The organism is Pseudomonas sp. SBT1-2, assembly GCF_028640875.1.
GTDB lineage: Bacteria > Pseudomonadota > Gammaproteobacteria > Pseudomonadales > Pseudomonadaceae > Aquipseudomonas > Aquipseudomonas chlororaphis_I.
The window spans coordinates 18,588-40,478 of the sequence record NZ_JAQZAA010000053.1 but is presented as its reverse complement, the minus strand read 5'-3'; the positions used below and the strand labels follow the sequence as shown (position 1 = coordinate 40,478).

Sequence of the window (21,891 nt, the reverse complement as noted above, 5' to 3'; positions counted from 1 at the left end):
GTGTGCTTCTGTAGGAGCGAGGCTTGCCCGCGATGGGGCCCTTGAGGGCTATACATTTACATCTGTAACACCGCTGGAGCGCTTCAGATCCCGCTCAACGCCAGGTCCATCGCGAAGTAGGTGAAGATCAGATCCGCCCCGGCACGCTTGATCGATCCCAGGCTTTCGCGCACCACCCGCGCCTCGTCGATGGCCCCGGCCAGGGCGCCGAACTTGATCATCGCGTACTCGCCGCTGACCTGGTACGCCGTCACCGGCAGGCGCGAGGCTTCGCGGATGTCGCGGATGATGTCCAGGTAAGCGCCGGCCGGCTTGACCATCAGCGAGTCCGCGCCTTCCTGCTCGTCCAGCAGCGATTCACGCACCGCTTCGCGGCGGTTCATCGGGTTCATCTGGTAGCTCTTGCGATCGCCCTTCAACGCGCTGCCGCCGGCCTCGCGGAACGGACCGTAGAGCGCCGAGGCGAACTTGGTGGAATAAGCCATGATCGCAGTCTGGGTGAAACCGGCTTCGTCCAGGGCGCGGCGGATGGCCTGGACTTGCCCGTCCATGGCCGCCGACGGCGCGATCACATCGGCGCCGGCACGGGCCGCGGCCACCGCCTGCTTGCCGAGGTTGACCAGGGTCTGGTCGTTGTCCACTTCATGGCCGTGCAGCACGCCGCAGTGGCCGTGGTCGGTGTACTCGCAGAAACAGGTGTCGGACATCACGATCATCTCCGGCACCGCATCCTTGGCGATCCGCGACATGCGCGACACCAGGCCGTTGTCGTTCCAGGTGTCGCTACCGTTGCTGTCCAGGTGGTGAGACACGCCGAAGGTCATCACCGACTTGATCCCGGCGCGGGCGTAACGCTCGATCTCCCCGGCCAGCATCGATTCCGGAATGCGCATCACCCCCGGCATGCTCTTGATCGGCACAAAATCGTCGATCTCTTCCTCGACGAAAATCGGCAGCACCAGGTCGTTGAGGGTGAACTCGGTTTCCTGGAACAGGCTGCGCATCTGTTCAGAACGGCGCAGGCGACGGGGACGGGCTTGGGGGAACTGGCTGGACATGGGATTTCCTCAGGGCAGGCCACGTGAGACAAGGCTGGGTGCGATAACGACCGCAGCTAAAAAGAGCGAAGCTTATGCCCGAAGCCGCGACCGGCACAAACACCGCGTCGCCAAGACTGCGTTGCCGCTTTGGTAACAATGCCCATGAATGCGAGTGGTTACGCCTGTCAGACAAACAGCCCGAGACGAAACTGTCGGGCCGATTTTCGATCTAACTAATACACGCCCGAGCCGTTCGCGCGAGCCTTGAAGGCCAGTGCCTGCGGCAGGTATTGCTCGCGTGTGCAGGACCGCCCGCCCCATGGAGGCGGCCCCTGGCGGATCGCCTGCCGGGCATCCTCGAGCACTCAGATCGAGCCCTTGGCAGCGCGTTTCGCGGGATGGCTGTCGTGGGCGGAAAGACCGGGCTTGCAGGCCTGCGGGCCCGGTTGCCGTTCTGTCGTGGCGGGTCGCCCCAGGGATGGCTCGCGGCCCGCCCTCAACCCGGGAGGAGAAGCGAAAATGGCCAACTCCGTGAAAAAAATGCCGATCCAGACTGAAGACAAGGCCACCCGGCGTTCGAGCATGAGCGACCTGTGGCAACCTCTGGAAAAACTGCGGCAACAGGTCGATCACCTGTTCGATGACTTCAATCGCGGCCCCGGCCTGTCTCCCTTCAGCCGTGGGCTGTTCGATGTGGATCCGTTCTGGCGGCGCGAACTGATCGGCCGTGGCATGCCTGCCGTCGATATTACCGAGAAAGACGAAAGCTTCGAAATCACTGCCGAATTGCCCGGCATGGATCAGAAGAATATCGAGATCAAACTCTCTGACGGCAGCCTGGTCATCAAGGGTGAAAAGAGAGAGGAAACGCAAGAAAACAGAAAAGGCTATCACCTGAACGAACGTCATTACGGTTCCTTCGAGCGGGTGTTCAACCTGCCCAAAGGGGTCGATGCCGAGAAGATCGAGGCGAGCTTCAGCAAAGGCGTGCTGAGCATCTCGCTGCCGAAAAAACCTGCCGCCCTGAATGCGGACAAGGTCGTGCAGATCAAGGGCGAATGACCCAGGCCAGCCAGCCCCTTGCCGGGAAATCGGCAAGGGGCTTTTTTTGCCGGCCAACAATAAGGACCGTGAATCATCGTGCCGGCAAGGCGCATGACAACCAGACACGAATGCCCCGCTCAGCGCGAGCGGTTGAGCGCCACGGCCGCCAGGATCAGCGCCTGCAAGGCGGCCTCGTCCAGGCTGTCACCCTCATGCAGATCGATCGCCCGTCGGGTATTGCCCTCGAGGCTGGCGTTGAACAGCCCTGCCGGGTCGTCCAGCGCGGCGCCCTTGGCGAAGGTCAGCTTGACGACGCTCTTGTAGGTCTCGCCGGTGCAAAGAATGCCGCCGTGGGACCACACCGGCACCCCGCGCCACTTCCACTCCTCGACCACCTGCGGGTCGGCCTGCCTGATCAGCCTCCGGACCCGGGCCAGCATCTCGCCGCGCCAATCGCCCAGTTCCTCGATGCGCCCGTCTATCAGCCGGGAGGCCGCACTGCTCTCCTCCGCTGGCTTGGCATCGCTGGTGTGTTTTTTCATCCTGGTCATCCTCTGGAGGGGTTGTCGTCCCGACCCTTGAGTATCGCTGACGGGCCATTTCCCTCCAGGTAACCGACGAGCGTCACACCGGCAGTTCGGTGCTCAGTTTGATTTTCTGCACGGGGACTTCCGTCTTCAGGCGCTGCACGCCCTTGATCCGGGCCAGGTGCTTGATCTGGAACTGCCGATAGGCCACCCACCCAGCCTCGATGCAGGCTTGCTTCTGGCGTCGCTCGGATACGGTGGCGCCCCTGAGAGGCAGGAGGTCGCTGTGTTGGCAGGAGGGAGTAGCGGGAATCGAGAGCCAGGCACGCCATCCATGCGCACCTGGTTTCTTTACAGCGGGAGGTGAATCAGTTCCAGGGACGGTCGCCGTTCTCGTCCTTGACGCGGGTCGGCAGGCCCATCACGTCCAGCGCCTTGAGGAACGGCTCGGCCGGCAGTTCCTCGACGTTGACCATGCGCTGCACGTCCCATTCGCCACGGGCCACCAGCAGGGCCGCGGCCACCGGCGGCACGCCCGCGGTGTAGGAAATGCCCTGGCTGTCGGTTTCGGCAAAGGCTTCTTCGTGGCAGGCCACGTTGTAGATGAAGACTTCGCGCGGCTGGCCGTCCTTGGTGCCCTTGACCAGGTCGCCGATGCAGGTCTTGCCGGTGTAGCCCGGCGCCAGCGAGGCAGGATCGGGCAGTACGGCCTTGACCACTTTCAGCGGCACCACTTCCAGGCCTTCGGCGGTCTTGACCGGTTGCTCGGAGAGCAGGCCGAGGTTCCTGAGCACGGTGAAGACGTTGATGTAGTGCTCGCCGAAGCTCATCCAGAAGCGCACGTTGGGCACGTCGAGGTTCTTCGACAGCGAGTGCACTTCATCGTGGCCGGTCAGGTACAGGTTCTGCGAACCGACCACTGGCAGGTCGTCGGTGCGCTTGACTTCGAACATGGTGTTGCTGGTCCACTGGCTGTCCTGCCAGCTCCACACCTGTCCGGTGAATTCGCGGAAATTGATTTCCGGATCGAAATTGGTGGCGAAATATTTGCCATGGGAACCGGCATTGACGTCGAGAATGTCGATCGAATCAATGCGGTCGAAATACTGTTGTTTGGCCAGGGCCGCATAGGCGTTGACCACACCCGGGTCGAAGCCCACGCCGAGAATGGCGGTGACGTTCTTCTGCTGGCATTCCTCGAGGTGCTTCCACTCGTAGTTGCCATACCAGGGCGGCGTCTCGCAGATCTTGCCCGGTTCTTCGTGAATGGCGGTGTCCAGGTAGGCCACGCCGGTATCGATGCAGGCACGCAGCACCGACATGTTGAGGAAGGCGGAGCCGACGTTGATGACGATCTGCGATTCGGTCTCGCGGATCAGCGCCTTGGTCGCCTCGATGTCCAGCGCATTGAGCGCGTAGGCCTTGATTTGCGCGGGCTGTTTGAGGCTGCCCTTGGCCTTGACGCTGTCGATGATGGCCTGGCATTTGGAGATGTTGCGCGACGCGATAGCAATACGACCGAGTTCGTCGTTGTGCTGCGCGCACTTGTGGGCCACCACCTTGGCGACACCTCCTGCACCAATGATAAGAACGTTCTTCTTCAATTTCTTTATCTCTCCTTTCCGCCAGCTTACGAGAGGCTGGACAGGTAGTCTTCGAACCCAAATTCACGAACCACCTCGACACTACCGTCGAGTTGTTTCACTACGATGGACGGCATTTTCAGGCCGTTGAACCAGTTTTTCTTGACCATGGTGTAACCCGCCGCGTCAACGAACGACAGCCGATCGCCGATGGCCAGCGGACGATCGAATTGATACTCGCCGAAGATGTCTCCGGCCAGGCAAGACTTGCCGCACACCATGTAGGTGTGTTCGCCCGTGCTGGGCGCCAGCTTGGCGTTCAGGCGATAGATCAGCAGATCGAGCATGTGCGCTTCGATAGAGCTGTCGACCACTGCCAGGTGCTTGCCGTTGTAGAGGGTGTCGAGCACGGTGACTTCCAGCGAGGCGCTCTGGGTGATCGCCGCTTCGCCCGGCTCCAGGTAGACCTGCACGCCGTACTTCTCGGAGAACGCCTTGAGGCGCGCGCAGAACTCATCCAGGGCATAGCCTTCGCCGGTGAAGTGGATGCCGCCGCCGAGGCTGACCCATTCGACCTTGTGCAGCAGGTGGCCGAAACGTTCCTCGATGGTGCCCAGCATCTGGTCGAACAGGCCGAAGTCGCTGTTCTCGCAGTTGTTGTGGAACATGAAGCCTGTGATCTGCTCGATCACGGCCTCGACCTTCACCGGGTCCCACTCGCCCAGGCGGCTGAACGGACGCGCCGGGTCGGCCAGCAGGTAATCGGAACTGCTCACCTGGGGGTTGACCCGCAGACCGCGGACCTTGCCCTCGGACGCCGCGGCGAAGCGCTGCAGCTGGCCGATGGAGTTGAAGATGATCTTGTCGCAGTTGTCGAGCATCTCTTCGATTTCGTCGTCGGCCCAGGCCACGCTGTAGGCGTGGGTCTCGCCGGCGAACTTCTGCCGGCCGAGCTTGAGCTCGTACAGCGACGACGAGGTGGTGCCGTCCATGTACTGCTGCATCAGGTCGAACACCGACCAGGTGGCGAAGCACTTGAGCGCCAGCAGGGCCTTGGCGCCGGACTGCTCGCGCACGTAAGCGATCTTCTCCATGTTGCCGAGCAGTTTCTGTTTGTCGATGAGGTAGTACGGCGTTTTGATCATTTCGAGGCCTCCGGCCAGGCCAGCCAAAAAAAGGATGCGCATTGTGCCTTCACTTGCCGCGTATCGAAAGGGCAGAAAGCACCGCTCGCCGGGTCAGTGCCTCGGCACCGCGCCCGGATCGGCTCTGTTGCAGGCAATGCTCCAGGACGCAAACCGCCTGGCAGCCCCTATCCTAGGGGCCTGCCATGACGTTCTGAAGTGTCGTGCCACGCCGGCTGGCACGCAGCGCCGTGTGCTCAATCATCCTCGTGCAATTTGATGCCCCGGGCGTGCAGCAGGTGGGGCACCACCAGCACCAGCAGGGTCAAGCCGAGGAAGGCCGCGGCTATGGGTTGGGTGACGAATATCGACCAGTCGCCCTGGCTGATGGACAAGGCGTTGCGCAGCTGTTTTTCCGCCATCGGCCCCAGCAGCATGCCGACGATCACCGGCGCGACGGGAAAATCGAAACGCCGCATCAGCACCCCGCCCCAGCCGATCGCCAGCATCAGCAACAGGTCGAAGGACGAATGGCGCATGCCGTACACGCCGATGGAAGCGAACACCAGGATCCCGGCATTGAGGTACGGCCGGGGGATCTGCAGCAGCTTCACCCAGAGCCCGACCAGGGGCAGGTTCAATATCAGCAGGATAACGTTACCGATATACAGCGAGGCCACCAGGGTCCAGACCAGGTCGCCGGAAGTCTGGAACAGCAGCGGCCCCGGCTGCAGGTTGTAGTTCTGGAACGCCGCCAGCAGGATCGCCGCGGTGGCGGAGGTCGGGATGCCGAGGGTCAGCAGCGGCACCAGGGAACCGGTGGCGCTGGCATTGTTGGCGGCTTCCGGGCCGGCCACCCCTTCGATGGCGCCCTGCCCCTTACTGGCGGCAAAGTCTTGCGGGTGCTTGCTCAGCTTGCGCTCGGTGGAATAGGACAGGAAGGTCGGGATTTCCGCGCCACCGGCCGGGATCGAGCCGAACGGAAAGCCGATCAGGGTGCCCCGCAGCCAGGCGGGAATCGAGCGTTTCCAGTCGGCGCGGGTCATCCACAACGAGGTCAGGCGATGCCGGCCGGACGCTTCCTCCTTCTGATACAGCAGGCTGTACAAGGCCTCCCCCACGGCAAACAGGCCGACCGCCACCAGCACCACTTCGATGCCATCGACCAGCTCGGGAACGCCCAGGGTGTAGCGGGCAATGCCCGAGGTCGAGTCGAGGCCGATCAGGCCAATGCCCAGGCCAATCCCCAGCGAGGCGAAACCGCGCAGCATGGACGCACCGAGCACCGCCGACACCGTGGTGAAGGACAGCACCAGGATCGCGAAATACTCCGCGGGGCCGAACTTCAGCGCCAGCATGGCGACGATGGGGGCGAACAGGGTCAGCAGCACCGTGGCGATGGTGCCGGCGAAAAACGAGCCGATCGCCGCGGTGGCCAGGGCCGGTCCGGCGCGGCCGTTACGGGCCATGAGATTGCCTTCCAGGGCGGTGACCATGGACGACGACTCGCCCGGGGTATTGAGCAGGATCGAGGTGGTCGAGCCACCGAACTGCGCGCCGTAATAGATGCCGGCGAACATGATCAGCGCGCCGGTGGGATCGACCTTGGCGGTGATCGGCAACAGCAGGGCCACCGTCAGCGCCGGGCCGATCCCCGGCAATACGCCGATCGCCGTGCCCAGCAGGCAGCCGATAAATCCCCAGAGCAGATTGATCGGCGCCAGCGCCGCGGAGAAACCTGTCGCCAGGTTCAAGAGAATGTCCACCGTGTGACCTCCTTCGGCCCGGCTCAGATCCAGGCATTGACCAGGGGTGGCAGGGCCACGCCCAGCCCGGCACTGAACAGCCAGTAGATCGGCAGGGTCAGGGCGATGCCAATGGCCAGGTCGCGCAACGGACGCCGGCTGCCGAAACCCCGCGCCGAGCAGGCAAACAGCAAGCCGGCGGCCAGGACGAAACCGATCAGGTTGATCAGTACGGCAATCGCCACCAGGCCCGCGGTGACCCAGGCCGCCCCGAGCCTGCCGCCGGGCTGGGCGCTGTCGTCGCTGTCGTCGCCGGATGCGGCCAGCTCGCGCAAACCACCGGTGCAGGCCTGGTAGCTCAACAGCAGGCCCACGGCCCCTAGAAAAGCACCGACGGCGCAGGGATAGACATGGGCACCGAGGATGACGAAGCCCATCTCGGGCGGAAAGCGCAAGGCGCCGATGACCAGCACCAGGCTGATGGCGATCAGCCCCAGGCCAATCGCCAACTGCGACAGCACGACCCTGCTGCGCCCGGCCATCTCAAAGCAGCCCGACCTTGACCAGCATCGCCCGCAGGCGCTGGTGTTCCTCGTCGACGAATTTGCCGAACTCATCGCCGGTGAGGATGCTCGGCGACCAGGCGTTGGCTTTCACATTGTCCTGCCAGACCTTGCTGTTGGTGGCGGACAGGACCGCGTCGGTGACTTGCTTGCGTTGCTCGGCCGTGAGGTTGGCCGCGCCATAGACACCGCGCCAGTTGCCGATGATCACGTCGTAGCCTTTCTCTTTGAGGGTCGGCGCATCGATGCCGGGAACGCGCTCCGGAGCGCCGATGGCGAGCAGGCGGAACTGCTTGGACTGCACGTACTTGGCCAGCTCGGCATAACCGCCGGTGATCACCGTGATGTGCCCGCCCAGGGTCGCGGCCACCACTTCGCCGCCGCCGGCGTAGGCGACGTAGTTCACCTTGTTCACCGGCACCTCCATCTTGCTCGCCAGCTCGGCGATGCCGATATGGTCGATGGAACCCTTGGAGCCACCGCCCCACTTGATGCTGGCCGGATTGGCCTTGAAGTCCTTGAGCAGCTCCTCGAGGGTCTTGTAGGGCGACTCCTCACGCACGGCGAGCACGTTGTATTCGGTGAACAACCGGGCAATCGGCGTCACGTCCTTGAGGCTGATCTGCGGCTTGTTCTGCTCCACCGCGGTGACCATGATCGCCCCCACCACCAGCAGCGCATTCGGGTCGCCCTTGGTGCTGTTGGCAAACTGCGCCAGCCCCAGGGTGCCGCCGGCTCCGCCCTTGTTCTCGAAAGTCACGGACTTGGCCGTGCCGGCCTCGAGCAAGGCCTTGCCCAAGACCCGCGCGGTCTGGTCATAACCGCCGCCCACGGAGCCCGGGGCCATGAACTTGACCGTATCCAGGGCGAACGCCGGGGTGGCGAGGGTGAGCGTGGCGAGGCTGGCGGCAATGGCCATGCCGCGGCTGAATCGACGCAGTGCTGTGAACATCAGGTTTCTCCCGAGACTATTGTTTTTGTTGATACCGGTTGAATGCGCCCAGGGCCGTTCGCCCTGTGTGGCCTGCGGTTAAGTGTAGACGGCCGGCGGTTGGCGACCGCCAGAGGAGAGAACCCCGGGTAAAGAATGCGGCCAGGGCCTGACGCTCCCGCCAAGGGCGTGCCTGGGGAGTCTTGATTCGGGGTGGAAAGCAGTTGGCCGGGATAGAAGCCCGGCCGTGCTTATCAGCGAGAGAAGATCAGCGATTCAGCAAGAGAGGATTTGCGATCCTTGCCCATCACGAACGGGTCTTCACCGTGATGAACATATGCAGCCGATCGTGGATTTCCTGAAGGGTGTGGCGGAACGGTTCATGTCTGTCGCTGGTGACCGGGTCCTCGAAGTTCCAGACGATCACCTCGCCGGAGGACGGCATGCGCGCGGCCTCTTCCGAGGACTTGTCGCACAGGGTGATGACATAGTGGAACTGCTGCCCCGCGAACTCGTCGAGGGCCTTGCTGCGCAGCCCCGCGGTATCGATGCCGATATGTTCGAGAGACTCCAGGGTGCGCGGGTCGATCTCGCTGGCCACCAGGCCGGCGCTGAAGGCGTCGAAATCTTCGGCGTCGGCGTGGCGCAGCAGCGCTTCGGCCATCAGTGAACGGGCGTCGTTTCTGGCGCAAACGAACAGCACGCGGCGTTTGTCACTCATGGTTCATTCCCCTGTTTTCAGACTGCTGGGATAGTGCCGCGGGAAATCGCACTTTTTATGACAGCCTGTTTTTCGACGGCGGGATGCCGCGGCGACGGCGTGCACGCGTGGCCCGTCGGCTGATTCCGGCGTGGCCGGTAAAGGATTGAAATAGAGCGACGGAACACCCTGGCGGGAACCGCTGGCCGGAGGAAGGCCAGCGGTTTGCAGATAACGATGGGTAATCAGTTGTTACATATCAGGCCATGCAGCACGCCAAAACGCAGCCCCGGCTCGGAAGGCGTCATATGGGTGACGCCAAACACCTTGAACGCCGCCAGCATCACCGCCAGGCCGCCGGGCAGGATGCTCAGGCGATGGGATTGCAACCCGGCCAGCCGCAGGCGTTTGACATGCCCGGCCTCCAGCAGGCGCAGCGACAGGCGCAATAGCCCGCCGTAGGTGATGCCGTCCTGGCCATAGTCATTCAGGCCATTGGCCTTGAGCACCTTGGCCAGGAACCGGGTGGTGCCCGAGGAGCCTATGGCCTGCTGCCAACCCAGCTGGCGATAATGCCGGGCGACTTTCTCGAACTTCAGGCTGGCCAGGCGCTCGGTTTCCTGCAGGGCGTGAGCCGAGACCGCGCCGCCCGGAAAGTAGCGCGCGCCAAAGGTCGCGCTGCCAATGGCGATGCTCTCGGTCAGCAAGGGCTGGGCGCCCTGCCCCAGGATCAACTCGGTGGAGCCGCCGCCGATGTCCACCACCAGCCGCATGCTTTCGCTGCCCGGCACCGTATGGGCCACGCCGGCGTACACCAGCCGCGCCTCTTCATGCCCGGAGATGACATCGATGCGAAACCCCAGGTGACGCTCCGCGCTGGCCAGGAACAGCGGCGCATTGTCGGCTTCGCGCACGGCGCTGGTGGCCACCGCCCGCACCCGCCCGGCCTCAAAACCGCGCAGTTTCTTGCCGAAGCGCGCCAGCGCCTGCCAGCCCCGGTCCAGCGCCAGCGCGTCCAGCGCGCCCTCCTGGAAGCCCTCGGCCAGGCGCACCGGCTCCCGCAGGGTCTTCACTTCCTGGATCATGAACCCCTGGCTGCGCCTGACCGGCTGGCCGATCATCAGGCGAAACGCATTGGACCCAAGATCAATGGCCGCGAACAGAGAGGCGTCACCTTTCATGGAGGATTCCTGGCAGATTCATCGACCGGCAGGCCGCGGCCTGTCGAGAACTAAAGACGGTTTGCGGTGATCTTGCCATTCCTTCGATGACGCCAAGATGACAGCCACCCGCCTTTTCCAGGCCGTCGACAACGTCAACGCCCTGTCATCATCCTGTCATTTCCCGTGGTGACACTCGGGTCATCTACAACGCGTGCTCTCCTTTAAAGCTGCCCCACCCGGCGGCTTTTTTTTGCCCGCGAATCGCGCTCAAGGGCGCGTCGCCAGCTGCACGCAACGGATCGCCAGGATGCTGGTCGGGTCCACCAGCGCCACCCGGTAAGCGCCGACCTGGAAATCGGCGCAATGGCTGAGGACCAGCGGCAGCTCGGTGCACCCCAGGATCAGCACCTCGGCCCCCAGCTCACACAGGTGCTCGGCGGCGAGCAGCAATTGCGCCTTGCAGATGCCGTCGACGAAACCCGCCTTGATCCCGCGCTCGCCGTAGATCGCGCTCATCACCAGTTCCTGATAATCGAAACCCGGCGTGAGCAACGACAGGCCGGCGAGCCGCGCAGCCTCGTGGTAGACCCGACTCTGCACCGTACCCGAGGTGGCCAGCAGGCCGATGGGCTTGCCCGGGCCGTATTGCTCGACGATCGCCTCGATGGTTTCGTTGAGCATGTTGACGATGGGCACCTGTAGATAAGGCTGGATGCGTTCGACAAAGGCGTGGGCGGTATTGCAGGGTATGGCGATCGCGTTGGCCCCGGCACTTTCGAGCCGCTTGCAAGTGGCGTACATGGCCATGGTCGGGTCGGCCTGGTCGAACAGCAGGTTCGCGGTCCGGTCCGGAATCTGCGGGTTCTGCTCGACCACCATGCGGATATGGTCCTGGTCCCGATCGGCCGGCGTATGTCGGACCACCTTGGCCATGAAGTCCACGGTGGCCGCCGGCCCCACGCCGCCGACTATGCCGAGCTTGAACGGCGGCCGGGCGGGCTGGCCATCGGCCTGGGTCGCCGCCGCGGCGTAGATCTCGTTGACGTCGAGCAGCGTCACCCCGCGACGCTGCAGGTCGGCGCACACCAGCGACAGCTCGGTCATCCCGGGCACTATCAGGTTCGCGCCCTGTGCCTGCAACGACAGGCAAGCCTGGTACACCCCTTCCAGTGGCACCCCGTCCAGGTGCCCGTCCTTGATTCCGTCCACCCCGTAGATCGCCGCCATCATGGCCTGCTGATCCTGCGGCTCGGGATAGACCAGCTGGAAGTCGGCCCCCAGGTATCGCTCGAAGAGCCCGGCGTGCCGCACGTAGTCCGAGGCGAGTACGCCCAGGACCGTACCCGGTTCCAGCACATGGCGGATATGCGCGCTCAGGGCCGCCATCATGTCCAGGATCGGGATGCCCAACTCCTGCTGGATCTCTTCGCGGAAGGTGTGGCTGGCAAAACACGGCAGCATGATCGCGTCCACCCCGCTGTCCTCAAACGACTGGCAGACCTGGAAGACATAGAACTTTCTGGACGTCATGTTCGCGTCGCGCTCCAGCGGCAACAGCAGGTCCTTGAACGGGTGCTGTTCGAACAGGAAGTGATAGCGCCCCTGATCGGCCAGCACCGCCCGGGACTTCACCAGCTTGAAGAACAGATCGCCGCCGGCCAGAGAGCCCAGCCCCCCTACGATGCCCAGCCTGCTGGCCGGCGCTGGCTTGCGTGTCGGTTTGGATAGGCTTTTCATCGCGGGTTCTCAGGCGGAAACGGAAGAAGGGTTCTGCGTGGCCGGCGCCACGCCAAGCGGTGGCTCGACGGCCCCGGCACTGGGCTCCTCGTTGCCTTCGGCCTTGGCAATCACCGCCGTGGCAATGCTGTTGCCCACCACATTGGTGGCGGTACGCGCCATGTCGAGAAACTGGTCGATGCCGAGGATCAGCAAGATGCCGGCTTCGGGCAGGTTGAACATCGGCAGCGTGGCCGCCACCACCACGATCGACGCCCGCGCGACCCCGGCCATGCCTTTGCTGGTCACCATCAGGGTCAGCAGGATCAACAGCTGCTGGGTGAAACTCAGGTCGACGTTGTAGGCCTGGGCGATAAACATGATGGCAAACGCCTGGTACATCATCGAACCGTCGAGGTTGAACGAGTACCCCAGGGGCAGAACAAAACTCGAGACTCGCTTGGGCGCGCCGAACTTCTCCAGCGCCTCCATGGTTTTCGGGTAGGCCGACTCGCTGCTGGCCGTCGAGAACGCCAGCAGGATGGGTTCCTTGATCAACTTCCCGAGGGTCAGCACCGAGCGCCCGAGGAACAGATAACCGGCACCGAACAGCACCGCCCAGAGGATCGCGATGCCCAGGTAGAACTCGGCGATCAGCTTGCTGTAGTCCAGCAGCAGGCCCAGCCCGCCAGTGGTGATCGCCGCGGCGATGGCGGCAAACACACCGATGGGGGCGAAGGCCATGACGTAGTCGGTGATCTTGAACATCACCCTGGCCAGGTCGTCCACCAGCGCGGGGATCTGGGTGAACCCCGCCCTCTTCACCGCCGCCAGCGCAAAACCGAAGAACAGCGAGAACACCACGATCTGCAGGATCTCGTTATTGGCCATCGCCTCGGCGATGCTGCGCGGGAAGACGTGCCCGATAAACACCTTGAGGCTGAAATCGCCGGTGTTGATCGCCACCGGGGCGGCACCCGCCTGGCTGGCGTGCAGATCGAGCCCGACCCCGGGCTGGAACAGGTTCACCAGGAGCATGCCGATCAGCAGCGACACCATCGAGGCGCTGACGAACCAGGCCATCGCCCGGGTGCCGATACGCCCCACCGAGCTCGAACTGCCCATGCTGGCGATGCCGCCCACCAGCGTGGCGAGTACCAGCGGCGCGATGATCATCTTGATCATGCGCAAGAAGATGTCGGTGACCATCGAAAAGTACGAGGCGATGTCCCTGGCCTCATTGGCATCCGCTGCAAAACGATGACAAAGCCAGCCTACAAGCACGCCCAAGGCGATGCCGTAGGCGATCTGCCGGGGAAGTCGGTTCTTTTTCACGGTGCGTTCCTCAAGTGGTGTTATTGGATTTCTACTTGGCAGGAGAAGGAATCGAAGGCACGGCCACTCGGCGGTGGCGCGTGGTCAGGCCGATTCTAGGGAGCCCGTGAGGCGCAGATGATGAGTAATCGCCATAGCTTGATGCGTTATTGGAATAGTTTCCGAAAGGCCGCGAATATCCGTGATCGGCGGCGTAGACTTTTTCCAGCCATGGTTGAGGATGCGGCATGCAAATCAAGTGGGTGGACGATCTGTTGGCGATCGCCGAGTGCAAGAATTTTTCCAGGGCAGCCGAGATCCGCTGCGTGACCCAATCGGCCCTGTCGAGACGGATCCGTTCGCTGGAGGACTGGGTCGGCGTGGAGTTGGTGGACCGCGGCACCTACCCCATTCAACTGACCCTGGCCGGCCAGACCTTTTGCGAACAGGGGCGCGAAGCCTTGTCCTCGTTGCTGGAGCTGCGTTCGTCGCTGCGCCAGGAAGAACGCATGCCCGGGCGCTCGATCCAGGTCACCGCCGGGCACAGCCTGTCGATGACCTTCCTGCCCAAATGGCTGGCGCGGTTCCAGCAGCACAACGAGCCCTTCAATGCCCGGGTGGTGGCAGCCAATATCCATGACGCGGTGATCGCCCTGGCGGAGGGCAATTGCGACCTGATGATCGTCTACCACCATCCCAAGGCGCCGATCCTGCTGGACCACGAAAAGTTCGTCAGCCTGACCCTGGGCCAGGATTCATTCATCCCGCTGTGCGCGCCGAACCGCCGCGGCGAGCCTCTGCACCGCCTGCCGGGCAAGGCCGGCAAACCGGTGCCGCACCTGGCTTACACCGCCACCACTTTTCTCGGCCGGGTGGCCGATATCGTGATCAAGGACAGCCATGTGCCGTGCGTGCTGACGCGCTGTTATGAAGCGGACATGGCGATGCTGCTGATGCGTATGGCCATGGAGGGCTACGGCGTGGCCTGGCTGCCGGAGAGCGCGGTGGCCGAGGAGCTGCAGCGCGGGCGCCTGGTCCGGGCCGGCGGCAGCGAGTGGAGCACCCAGCTGGAAATACGTTCGTACTGCTCCAGGGCCAACCAGAACCCGACCATGCTGGAGCTTTGGAAAACCCTGGAAAAAGCCTCGCAAAACCTTGCCGCCCAGGGTTGATGGCCTGCCATTCCCCGACACTCAGGGGGTGGAAGGCCAGCCCCCGCCGCCCTCGCCTACAACGTCAGGCTGCCCTCGATACAGGTCACCGCCGAACCGCCGATCCAGATTTCATCGCCGATCCGCTCGACCTGGATGCGCCCGGCCCGGCCCATGCTCAGGCCCTGGCTGACCACGTAGGACGCCGGCGCCAACCCCGCACCCAGCAGCCATTGGGCGATGCCAGCGTTGAGGCTGCCGGTGGCCGGGTCTTCCGGCATGCCGTCGCCGGCGATAAAGGCGCGCACTTCGAACTGCGCCGCGTCGCCGTCGCGCTCGGGGTTCCAGGGTGCGATCACCCCCACCGCGAGGTCCTTGAGCTGGGAATAGTCAGGTTGCAGGTCGAGCACCTGGCCGCGTTCGGCCAGCAGCACCGCCAGCCAGCCGGCGCCGTTGTCCACCCATTGCGCGTCGACGATGGCGCCGGGCGCCAGCCTCAGGCCCTGGCGCACCTGCTCCAGCAACCCGGCCTCCACCGGGCCGGACTTGAGCAAGGGCGGTGCGAGAAACGCCAGTTCGGCGCCGTTGCGGCGAATGCGCACCAGGCCCACCGCGCACTCCTGGACGATCTCCTCGCCCTTGGGCACGCCGCCGGCCTCCAGCCAGGCATGGCAGCTGCCAAGGGTCGGATGGCCGGCGAACGGCAGCTCCTGCAGGGTGGTGAAAATCCGCAGGCGATAGTCGGCCCGCGGGTCCCGGGGTTCGAGGATAAAGGTGGTTTCGCTGAGGTTGGTCCAGTTGGCGAACGCCGCCATGCGCGCGTCGCTCAACGGGTCGGCGCCGAACACCACCGCCAGCGGGTTGCCCTTGAGCGGCTCGTCGCTGAAGACATCCACCTGCTTGAAATCGAATCGGCTCATTACGGGTCCTTGTCTGAATGAACGCGGTCAGGCCTGAAAGCGGCCTGACCTCAAGCATGGAAACCTGTAGCCGCTGCCGAAGCCTGCGGCTACAGGGTTACGGGGTGTCAGACCGGCTTGGGAATTTCCAGGCCGCGGATCACCGCCGGGCGCGCGAGGAAACGCTCCAGCACGCGCTGCACGTTGGGGAAGTCCTTGAAGCCCACCAGGTCACCGGCTTCATAGAAGCCGATCAGGTTGCGCACCCAGGGAAAGGTGGCGATATCGGCGATGGTGTAGCGCTCGCCCATGATCCAGTCGCGACCTTGCAGGCGGCCTTCGAGCACGCTCAGCAGGCGGCGGGACTCGGCGACGTAACGGTCGCGCGGACGCTTGTCCTCGTAGTCCTTGCCGGCGAATTTGTTGAAGAAGCCCAGCTGGCCGAACATCGGGCCGATGCCGCCCATCTGGAACATCAGCCACTGGATGGTCTCGTAGCGCGCGGCGGATTCCTGGGCCAGCAGTTGCCCGCTCTTGTCCGCGAGGTAGATCAGGATCGCCCCCGACTCGAACAGCGCCAGCGGCCGGTCATCCGGGCCATGGGGGTCGAGGATCGCCGGGATCTTGTTGTTCGGGTTCAGGGAAAGGAACTCGGGGGACAGCTGGTCATTGGTTTCGAAACTGACGCGGTGCGGCTCGTAGGGCAGCCCGATCTCTTCGAGCATGATCGAGACCTTGACGCCGTTGGGAGTCGGCAAGGAATACAGCTGAATCCAGTCGGCGTACTGCGCAGGCCATTTCTGGGTGATGGGGAATGCGGAGAGATCGGTCATGACAGGCTTCCAATGACAGTCAGATGAAAGGCCGTGGCCCCGGGCCGGGCGGCGACGGCGCTAGATTACAGGCATCGGTTCGCGGCGCGCATTCTTAAATTCGAAACATCCGGTGGTTAAGCTTCCCGGCAGCCAGACAGCGGTGCGGATAAAGTAACGGGCCCACGCTCGCAGTCCCCCGCCCGGATCGAACCAAAAGGCGTCCTGGGACTCAGAGCACTGCCCGCGTGCAGAAACACTCGTTCAACGACAGGGAAAACCACGCGAAGCCGGGAGCTCGCCGTGGAAAGGTTTGTCAGCCTTAACCGATTGCGCTGAAGTACCCACACTCGATGAAGAATCTGCTGAGTTTCACCCAACGCCTGCAACGCCGGTCCTACGTGTTTTTTCCGGCGCTGATGCTGACCAGTGCGCTGCTGCTGTCGCTGGAATCCAGTGAAAGTCGCGCCCAGCCGGTGGACGGCACCCAGACCCTGATCTTCCTGCGCCATGCGGAAAAACCCGCCGGCGGCCTCGGCCAGCTCAATTGCCAGGGCCTGAACCGCGCCATCGACCTGGCGTCCCTGCTGCCGGAAAAATTCGGCAAGGCCAACTACGTGTTCGCCGCCAACCCGACGCGCAATGTCGAGGAAGGCGAACTCGACAACTCCTACAGCTACATCCGCCCGCTGATGACCATCAGCCCCAGCGCCATCAAGCTCGGCCTGCCGGTGAACATCGAATTCTCGGCCAACGACACCAGCGCCCTGGCCGATGAGCTGCTGCATGACCGCTACCACAACTCGATCATCTACACCGCCTGGTCCCACGGCTACCTGCCGGAACTGATCAACAAGGTGGCGCGGGAAGCCGTCGGCGAAAAACGCACCATCACCGACGACTGGGCCTCCAACGATTTCGACTCGCTCTACGTGCTGACCCTGACCTGGCACAACGGCAAGGCCACCCTCGACAGCCGCAGCTACAAGCAAGGCCTGGATAACGGCGAGGAAAGCTGCCCGACCTGATGCACCGCCCTCAGCGCAGGGCGTCCAGCAGGCGGTACCAGGCGATCCCCGCCCCCAGGTACAGGCGCTGCAAGCCATGCAGCGGAATCGGCCGGATCGGCGTCACCGGAAACGGAAATTCACTGCTCGCCCCCGACAGCCGCGCCGCCAGGTGCTTGCCCAGGGCCGTGGACAAGGCGATGCCACGGCCGTTGTAGCCGAGCAGGATCGACAACCCCGGCTGCGGCTCATGCAGCTGCGGCAGGAAACTCTGATTCAACGCCACCCGCCCACTCCAGCGATACTCGATGGGCGTGCCCGCCAACTGCGGAAACAAGCCCAGCAGCGAACGCTCCAGATGACGCCAGTCGCCGCTGTGGGTCGGTTCGGAAAACGGCCCGCGCCCTCCCAGCAACAGACGCCCCTGGGCATCCTGCTTGAAATACAGCAGCAGACGCCGGGCGTCGGAACACACCTCGCCGTTCGGCAAGATGCTCTGGCGCAGCTCGGCCGACAGCGGGCGGGTGGCGATGATGAAACTGTTGGCGGCAATCACCGTCTGCCGCAGCCGTGGCCACAGGTCGTCGGTGTAGCCATTGGTCGCCAGCACCACGCGCTGGGCCTGGACCCGATGGCCCTGGGCGGTGCGCAGTTGCCACTGCCCGCCTTCGCGTTGCAAAGCCTCGACCCGAGTCTGCCCGTGAATCCGCACGCCCTGCTGCTGCGCCACCCTGGCCAGGCCGCGCGCATAGTTCAGCGGGTGCAGGCTGCCGGCACGCGGATCGACCCAGCCGCCGAGGTAGTTCTGGCTGCCGATGCGTCGACCGACGGCGGCGCGGTCGAGCAACTCCACCGCCACCCCGCGCCGGCGCCACTGCTCGGCGCGCTGTTCGATGGCCTGCAGGGAACTGGCGGAAAACGCCGGCTGAATCCAGCCCTTGCGCGTCGCGTCGCAGGCGATGCGATGCTGCTCGATCAGGGCGAACACTTCATCAGCCGCGGAGCCGGCCGCCTCCAGCATGGCCTCGGCGCGGGCCGGGCCGAACCTGGTCAGCAGTTGATCCGGGTCGTACTTGAGCCCGGGAATCACCTGCCCGCCGTTGCGTCCGGAGGCGCCCCAGCCCGGTTCCCCGGCATCCAGTACACAGACGCTGACCCCGGCCTCGGCCAGGCGCAGCGCGGTCACCAGCCCGGTGTAACCGGCGCCGACTATGGCCACGTCGGCCCGCAGGTCTTCGGCCAGCGCCGGGGTCTCGACCGCCGCCGTCGCTGTGGCGGCCCACAAGGAAGGCGGCAGGCGCAAGGTTTCGGCGGCCTTCATGCCTGCACCTCCGCGCCCTGGTTAAGCAGGCGCTTGAGGAAGTCCTGGGTGCGCGGATGGCGCGGCGCGCTCAGCACCTGCTTCGCCGGCCCGGCCTCGACGATCTTGCCGCTGTGGAGGAAACACACCTTGTCCGCCACGTCCTGGGCAAAACCCATTTCATGGGTGACGACGATCATGGTCATGCCTTCGTCGGCGAGTTTGCGCATCACCGCCAGCACCTCGCCCACCAGCTCCGGGTCCAGCGCCGAGGTCGGCTCGTCGAACAGGATCGCCTGCGGGTCCATGGCCAGGGCCCGGGCGATCGCCACCCGCTGCTGCTGGCCGCCGGACAGCTCGTCCGGATAGGCGTGCATGCGATGGGCCAGGCCGACCTTTTCCAGCAGCGCCTCGGCCCGCTCCCGGGCCTGCTGCGGGTTCTGCTTCTTCACGTAGATCGGCCCTTCGGTGACGTTCTGCAACGCGGTGCGATGGGGGAACAGGTTGAAGCGCTGGAACACCATGGCCACCTGGGTGCGCAGTTGGTGAATGGTCTTGCCATGGCGGTCGACCCGTTCGCCGCTGACCAGGATGTCGCCCTGCTCGTAGCTTTCCAGGCCGTTGATGCAACGCAGCAGGGTCGACTTGCCGGAACCCGAGGGGCCGATCAGGCACACCACTTCCCCGCTCTGCACGCTCAGGTCGATGCCTTCGAGCACCGCCACGTTGCCGAAACTCTTGTGTACGCCCTTGATCTCGATCATGACTTTCTCCGGGTGCTGAAGCGCGCCTCCAGGCGACGCAGGGCAAAGGACAACGGCAGGCTCAGGGCCAGGTAGAGCAAGGCCACCAGGGTGTAGACGGTCATGTTCTCGAAGGTCGAGGAAGCGATGAGCTGACCGGCGCGGGTCATCTCGGCCACGGTGATGGTGGACACCAGCGAGGAGTCCTTGAGCATCATCACCAGGGTGTTGCCGTAGGGCGGCAAGGCGATGCGAAAGGCCTGGGGCAGGACCACCCGGCGCATGATCATGCCGCCGCGCATGCCGATGGATTCGGCCGCCTCGATCTGCCCCTGGTGAATGGCCTGGATGCCGGCGCGGAAGTTCTCCGCCTGGTACGCCGAGTAGGCGATGCCCAGGCCGATCACCCCGGCCTGCATGGCCGTGAGCTGGATGCCGAAATCCGGCAGCACGAAGTAGATGTAGAACAGCTGCACGATGATCGGCAGGCCGCGAATGACGTTGACCACGCCAATCGCGAACAGCGAGATCGAGCGCACCTTGGACACCATCATCAAGGCGAATACCAGGCCGATCAGCGAGCTGAGCACAAAGGAGCCGGCCGTGACCTGCAAGGTGACCACCGCCCCTTTCAGCAGAATGGGGAGGAAGTCCAGAGCGTTCTGGAGAAACATAGGAGGACCTGCGCAATCAGGAGTGAAGCGACCCCGCCGGGCGGCCGGGCCGCGGGGTGGTCAGTTGAGCTTCCACTTCTCGATGATCCGCTCCAGGGAACCGTCGGCCTTGATCGCCGCGATGCCGCGGTTGACCTCGTCCAGGGTCTGCGCATCGCCCTTGCGCACGATCAGGCAGACATCGCCCATCACCACCGGCTGGTAGCTTTTCACCAACTGCACCTTGTTCTGGGTGCCCTGGGCCAGTTGGTAGGCGACGATCGGCCGGTCGGCGAAACCGGCCTTGATCCGTCCCAGCGCCAGGTCGCGCAGCAGGTCGGGGATCGAGTCGTAGCCGCGCACTTCCTTGAAGATCCCGCGCTTGTTCAACTCATCGATGAACACCGTGCCGACCTGGGCGCCGACCACCTGGTCCTTGAAGTCTTCCATGCGGGTGTAGGCGGTGTTGTCGTCGGCGCGCACGATCAGCCCCTCGCCGTAGCTGAACACCGGGTTGGAGTACTGCACCACCTTCTCCCGCGCCGGGGTGCGCAGCATGGCGGCGGAGATGATGTCGATCTTGTTCGAGGTCAGCGAGGGGATCAGCGCGGCGAAGGTGGTCTGCTGGATGTCCACCTCGAAGCCGCCGGCCTGACCCACCGCCCGGGCGGCGTCGATCATCATGCCTTCGATGCTCTGGCTCTTGACGTCGAGAAAGGTGAAGGGAATGCCGGTGGCGGTGGCGCCGACCTTGTACACCGGCGCGGCGCCGGCACTGGCGGAACCGATGAGGCCGGCGCTGAGTGCGCAGCACAATGCAAGGACACGAAAACGCTTTTGCATGGCGAATCTCCCATTGGACGATTTTATTGTTTGAAGTCCGTGATGGTTGGCCTCTGAAAGTGGGGCAGGAGGCATGCAACCGACTATAAACAATTTACAAAAATCGTAAAGAGATTTATAAATATCGAATATCGATATTCAAAACACAAAATATCCAAAGGAACCGCCATGAGCGACACCCCCAATAGCCTGTTCAATCAGTCGCTGGAAAAAGGCCTGGCGGTCCTGCGCGCCTTCAACGCCGCCCAACGGACCATGAACCTGGCGGAAATCGCCGAGGCCGCCGAGATCAACAAAAGCTCGGCGCAACGCATGATCCACACCCTGGAGCAGCTCGGTTACGTGCGTAAGCACCCGCAGACCAAACGCTTCCAGCTGACCCCGCGGGTGATGGAGATCGGCTACAACTACCTGGCCGCCGACACCCTGGTGGACGTGGCCAACCCGTTCCTCGCCGAGCTGGCCCAGGTCACCGGCGAAACCACCAACCTCACCGAGCCCGACGGCCTGGACATGGTCTACGTCGCGCGCTTCGTGGCGCCCAAGTTCATCCCGATCCACATGCCCATCGGCAGCCGCATTCCGATGTACTGCACCGGCTCCGGCCGCGCCTACCTCAGCGCCCTGCCCGACCAGGAAGCCCTGGCGATGCTCCAGGCCAGCGACCGCCAGGCCCATACCCGCCACACCCTGACCGGGATCGACGCGATCCATGGAGAAATCGTCGCCACCCGCCAGCGCGGTTACGCCCTCAACCAGGAAGAACTGTTTCTCGGCGACATGAGCATCGCCGCGCCGATTATCGGCAGCCAGGGCCTGCCGGTGGCCGCCGTGCACGTGGTGATCCCCAGCAGCCGCTGGACCCTGGAAGAAGCCGAACGCAAGCTGGCGCCCTCGGTGATCGAGTGCGCGCGGGCGATTCGCACCTCGATTCGTACCCTCTGAGTGGCCATGAGCCTTTTGTAGTCGCCGGCGATCGACAGCGCAGCGGTCGCAGGCATGGATTCCGGGATTTGGCCCGGCACTCCGTATT

21 protein-coding genes are annotated in these 21,891 nt (G+C 64.1%); 4 read left to right on the top strand and 17 right to left on the bottom strand.

Annotation, left to right across the window (positions count from 1 at the left end):
* Positions 1-83: 83 nt before the first annotated feature.
* Positions 84-1,058, bottom strand: coding sequence for a porphobilinogen synthase (gene hemB / locus PVZ78_RS06750; RefSeq protein WP_273828415.1), 975 nt, complete (start codon positions 1,056-1,058; stop codon positions 84-86).
* A gap of 501 nt (positions 1,059-1,559) precedes the next feature.
* Between hemB and PVZ78_RS06745 the strand changes: the two genes are divergently transcribed.
* Entirely contained in the window at positions 1,560-2,102 is a 543-nt protein-coding gene (locus PVZ78_RS06745; RefSeq protein WP_009048236.1) for an Hsp20/alpha crystallin family protein, read from the top strand.
* 119 nt (positions 2,103-2,221) lie between these two features.
* Here the strand turns inward: PVZ78_RS06745 and PVZ78_RS06740 are convergent, their stop codons facing one another.
* The 10 genes from PVZ78_RS06740 to PVZ78_RS06695 all read right to left on the bottom strand — a co-directional run bounded on the left by PVZ78_RS06740 (position 2,222) and on the right by PVZ78_RS06695 (position 13,471).
* Positions 2,222-2,626, bottom strand: a complete 405-nt coding sequence (locus PVZ78_RS06740; protein ID WP_016703310.1) for a DUF1801 domain-containing protein — start codon at positions 2,624-2,626, stop codon at positions 2,222-2,224.
* A gap of 353 nt (positions 2,627-2,979) precedes the next feature.
* The gene (locus PVZ78_RS06735; RefSeq protein ID WP_016703308.1) at positions 2,980-4,215 is read right to left on the bottom strand and encodes a saccharopine dehydrogenase family protein; all 1,236 of its coding nucleotides are present in this window, start codon (positions 4,213-4,215) and stop codon (positions 2,980-2,982) included.
* A gap of 26 nt (positions 4,216-4,241) precedes the next feature.
* Entirely contained in the window at positions 4,242-5,339 is a 1,098-nt protein-coding gene (nspC, locus tag PVZ78_RS06730; protein WP_038636514.1) for a carboxynorspermidine decarboxylase, read from the bottom strand.
* A 236-nt stretch (positions 5,340-5,575) separates the two neighbouring features.
* Positions 5,576-7,084 carry a tripartite tricarboxylate transporter permease gene (locus PVZ78_RS06725; RefSeq protein WP_016703306.1) on the bottom strand — a complete coding sequence of 503 codons (1,509 nt, stop codon included), beginning with the start codon at positions 7,082-7,084 and terminating at the stop codon, positions 5,576-5,578.
* A 23-nt stretch (positions 7,085-7,107) separates the two neighbouring features.
* The gene (locus PVZ78_RS06720) at positions 7,108-7,605 is read right to left on the bottom strand and encodes a tripartite tricarboxylate transporter TctB family protein (RefSeq protein WP_124313210.1); all 498 of its coding nucleotides are present in this window, start codon (positions 7,603-7,605) and stop codon (positions 7,108-7,110) included.
* A gap of 1 nt (position 7,606) precedes the next feature.
* A complete protein-coding gene (locus tag PVZ78_RS06715) occupies positions 7,607-8,578 on the bottom strand; it encodes a Bug family tripartite tricarboxylate transporter substrate binding protein (protein WP_273828414.1) in 972 nt (323 codons plus the stop codon).
* Between the two features lie 286 nt (positions 8,579-8,864).
* The gene (locus PVZ78_RS06710) at positions 8,865-9,278 is read right to left on the bottom strand and encodes an arsenate reductase ArsC (protein ID WP_038631413.1); all 414 of its coding nucleotides are present in this window, start codon (positions 9,276-9,278) and stop codon (positions 8,865-8,867) included.
* A gap of 224 nt (positions 9,279-9,502) precedes the next feature.
* Positions 9,503-10,438 (bottom strand): Ppx/GppA family phosphatase, encoded by a 936-nt coding sequence (locus tag PVZ78_RS06705; RefSeq protein WP_273828413.1) that lies wholly within the window; start codon positions 10,436-10,438, stop codon positions 9,503-9,505.
* A gap of 249 nt (positions 10,439-10,687) precedes the next feature.
* A complete protein-coding gene (locus PVZ78_RS06700; RefSeq protein WP_009048227.1) occupies positions 10,688-12,157 on the bottom strand; it encodes an aspartate/glutamate racemase family protein in 1,470 nt (489 codons plus the stop codon).
* Positions 12,158-12,166: 9 nt separating this feature from the next.
* Positions 12,167-13,471: a dicarboxylate/amino acid:cation symporter gene (locus PVZ78_RS06695; RefSeq protein WP_028682937.1), complete on the bottom strand. Its 1,305-nt coding sequence runs from the start codon at positions 13,469-13,471 to the stop codon at positions 12,167-12,169.
* A gap of 227 nt (positions 13,472-13,698) precedes the next feature.
* On the opposite strand from PVZ78_RS06695, the gene PVZ78_RS06690 reads away from it, so the two are divergent.
* Positions 13,699-14,622 carry a LysR substrate-binding domain-containing protein gene (locus PVZ78_RS06690; RefSeq protein WP_009048225.1) on the top strand — a complete coding sequence of 308 codons (924 nt, stop codon included), beginning with the start codon at positions 13,699-13,701 and terminating at the stop codon, positions 14,620-14,622.
* A gap of 56 nt (positions 14,623-14,678) precedes the next feature.
* On the opposite strand, the gene PVZ78_RS06685 is transcribed toward PVZ78_RS06690, so the two are convergent.
* Both PVZ78_RS06685 and PVZ78_RS06680 read right to left on the bottom strand, forming a co-directional pair.
* Entirely contained in the window at positions 14,679-15,521 is an 843-nt protein-coding gene (locus PVZ78_RS06685; protein WP_009048224.1) for a PhzF family phenazine biosynthesis protein, read from the bottom strand.
* 107 nt (positions 15,522-15,628) lie between these two features.
* Positions 15,629-16,333 carry a glutathione S-transferase family protein gene (locus PVZ78_RS06680; RefSeq protein ID WP_009048223.1) on the bottom strand — a complete coding sequence of 235 codons (705 nt, stop codon included), beginning with the start codon at positions 16,331-16,333 and terminating at the stop codon, positions 15,629-15,631.
* A 332-nt stretch (positions 16,334-16,665) separates the two neighbouring features.
* On the opposite strand from PVZ78_RS06680, the gene PVZ78_RS06675 reads away from it, so the two are divergent.
* Positions 16,666-17,340 (top strand): hypothetical protein, encoded by a 675-nt coding sequence (locus PVZ78_RS06675; protein WP_025804059.1) that lies wholly within the window; start codon positions 16,666-16,668, stop codon positions 17,338-17,340.
* 10 nt (positions 17,341-17,350) lie between these two features.
* Here PVZ78_RS06675 and PVZ78_RS06670 read toward each other — a convergent pair whose 3' ends face one another.
* From PVZ78_RS06670 to PVZ78_RS06655, 4 genes are read right to left on the bottom strand one after another with little or no spacing between them, the layout of a single operon-like run.
* Complete coding sequence (locus PVZ78_RS06670; RefSeq protein ID WP_198920026.1) at positions 17,351-18,640, bottom strand: NAD(P)/FAD-dependent oxidoreductase; 1,290 nt, start codon at positions 18,638-18,640, stop codon at positions 17,351-17,353.
* Positions 18,637-19,383, bottom strand: coding sequence for an amino acid ABC transporter ATP-binding protein (locus PVZ78_RS06665; protein ID WP_009048220.1), 747 nt, complete (start codon positions 19,381-19,383; stop codon positions 18,637-18,639). Before PVZ78_RS06665 ends, PVZ78_RS06670 begins: the two co-directional genes overlap by 4 nt.
* The gene (locus PVZ78_RS06660; RefSeq protein ID WP_009043142.1) at positions 19,380-20,036 is read right to left on the bottom strand and encodes an amino acid ABC transporter permease; all 657 of its coding nucleotides are present in this window, start codon (positions 20,034-20,036) and stop codon (positions 19,380-19,382) included. Before PVZ78_RS06660 ends, PVZ78_RS06665 begins: the two co-directional genes overlap by 4 nt.
* 60 nt (positions 20,037-20,096) lie before the next feature.
* Positions 20,097-20,858, bottom strand: a complete 762-nt coding sequence (locus PVZ78_RS06655; RefSeq protein ID WP_041989152.1) for an ABC transporter substrate-binding protein — start codon at positions 20,856-20,858, stop codon at positions 20,097-20,099.
* 168 nt (positions 20,859-21,026) lie between these two features.
* Here PVZ78_RS06655 and PVZ78_RS06650 point away from each other — a divergent pair, with 168 nt between their 5' ends.
* Positions 21,027-21,803, top strand: a complete 777-nt coding sequence (locus tag PVZ78_RS06650; protein ID WP_009043140.1) for an IclR family transcriptional regulator — start codon at positions 21,027-21,029, stop codon at positions 21,801-21,803.
* Positions 21,804-21,891: the final 88 nt, after the last annotated feature.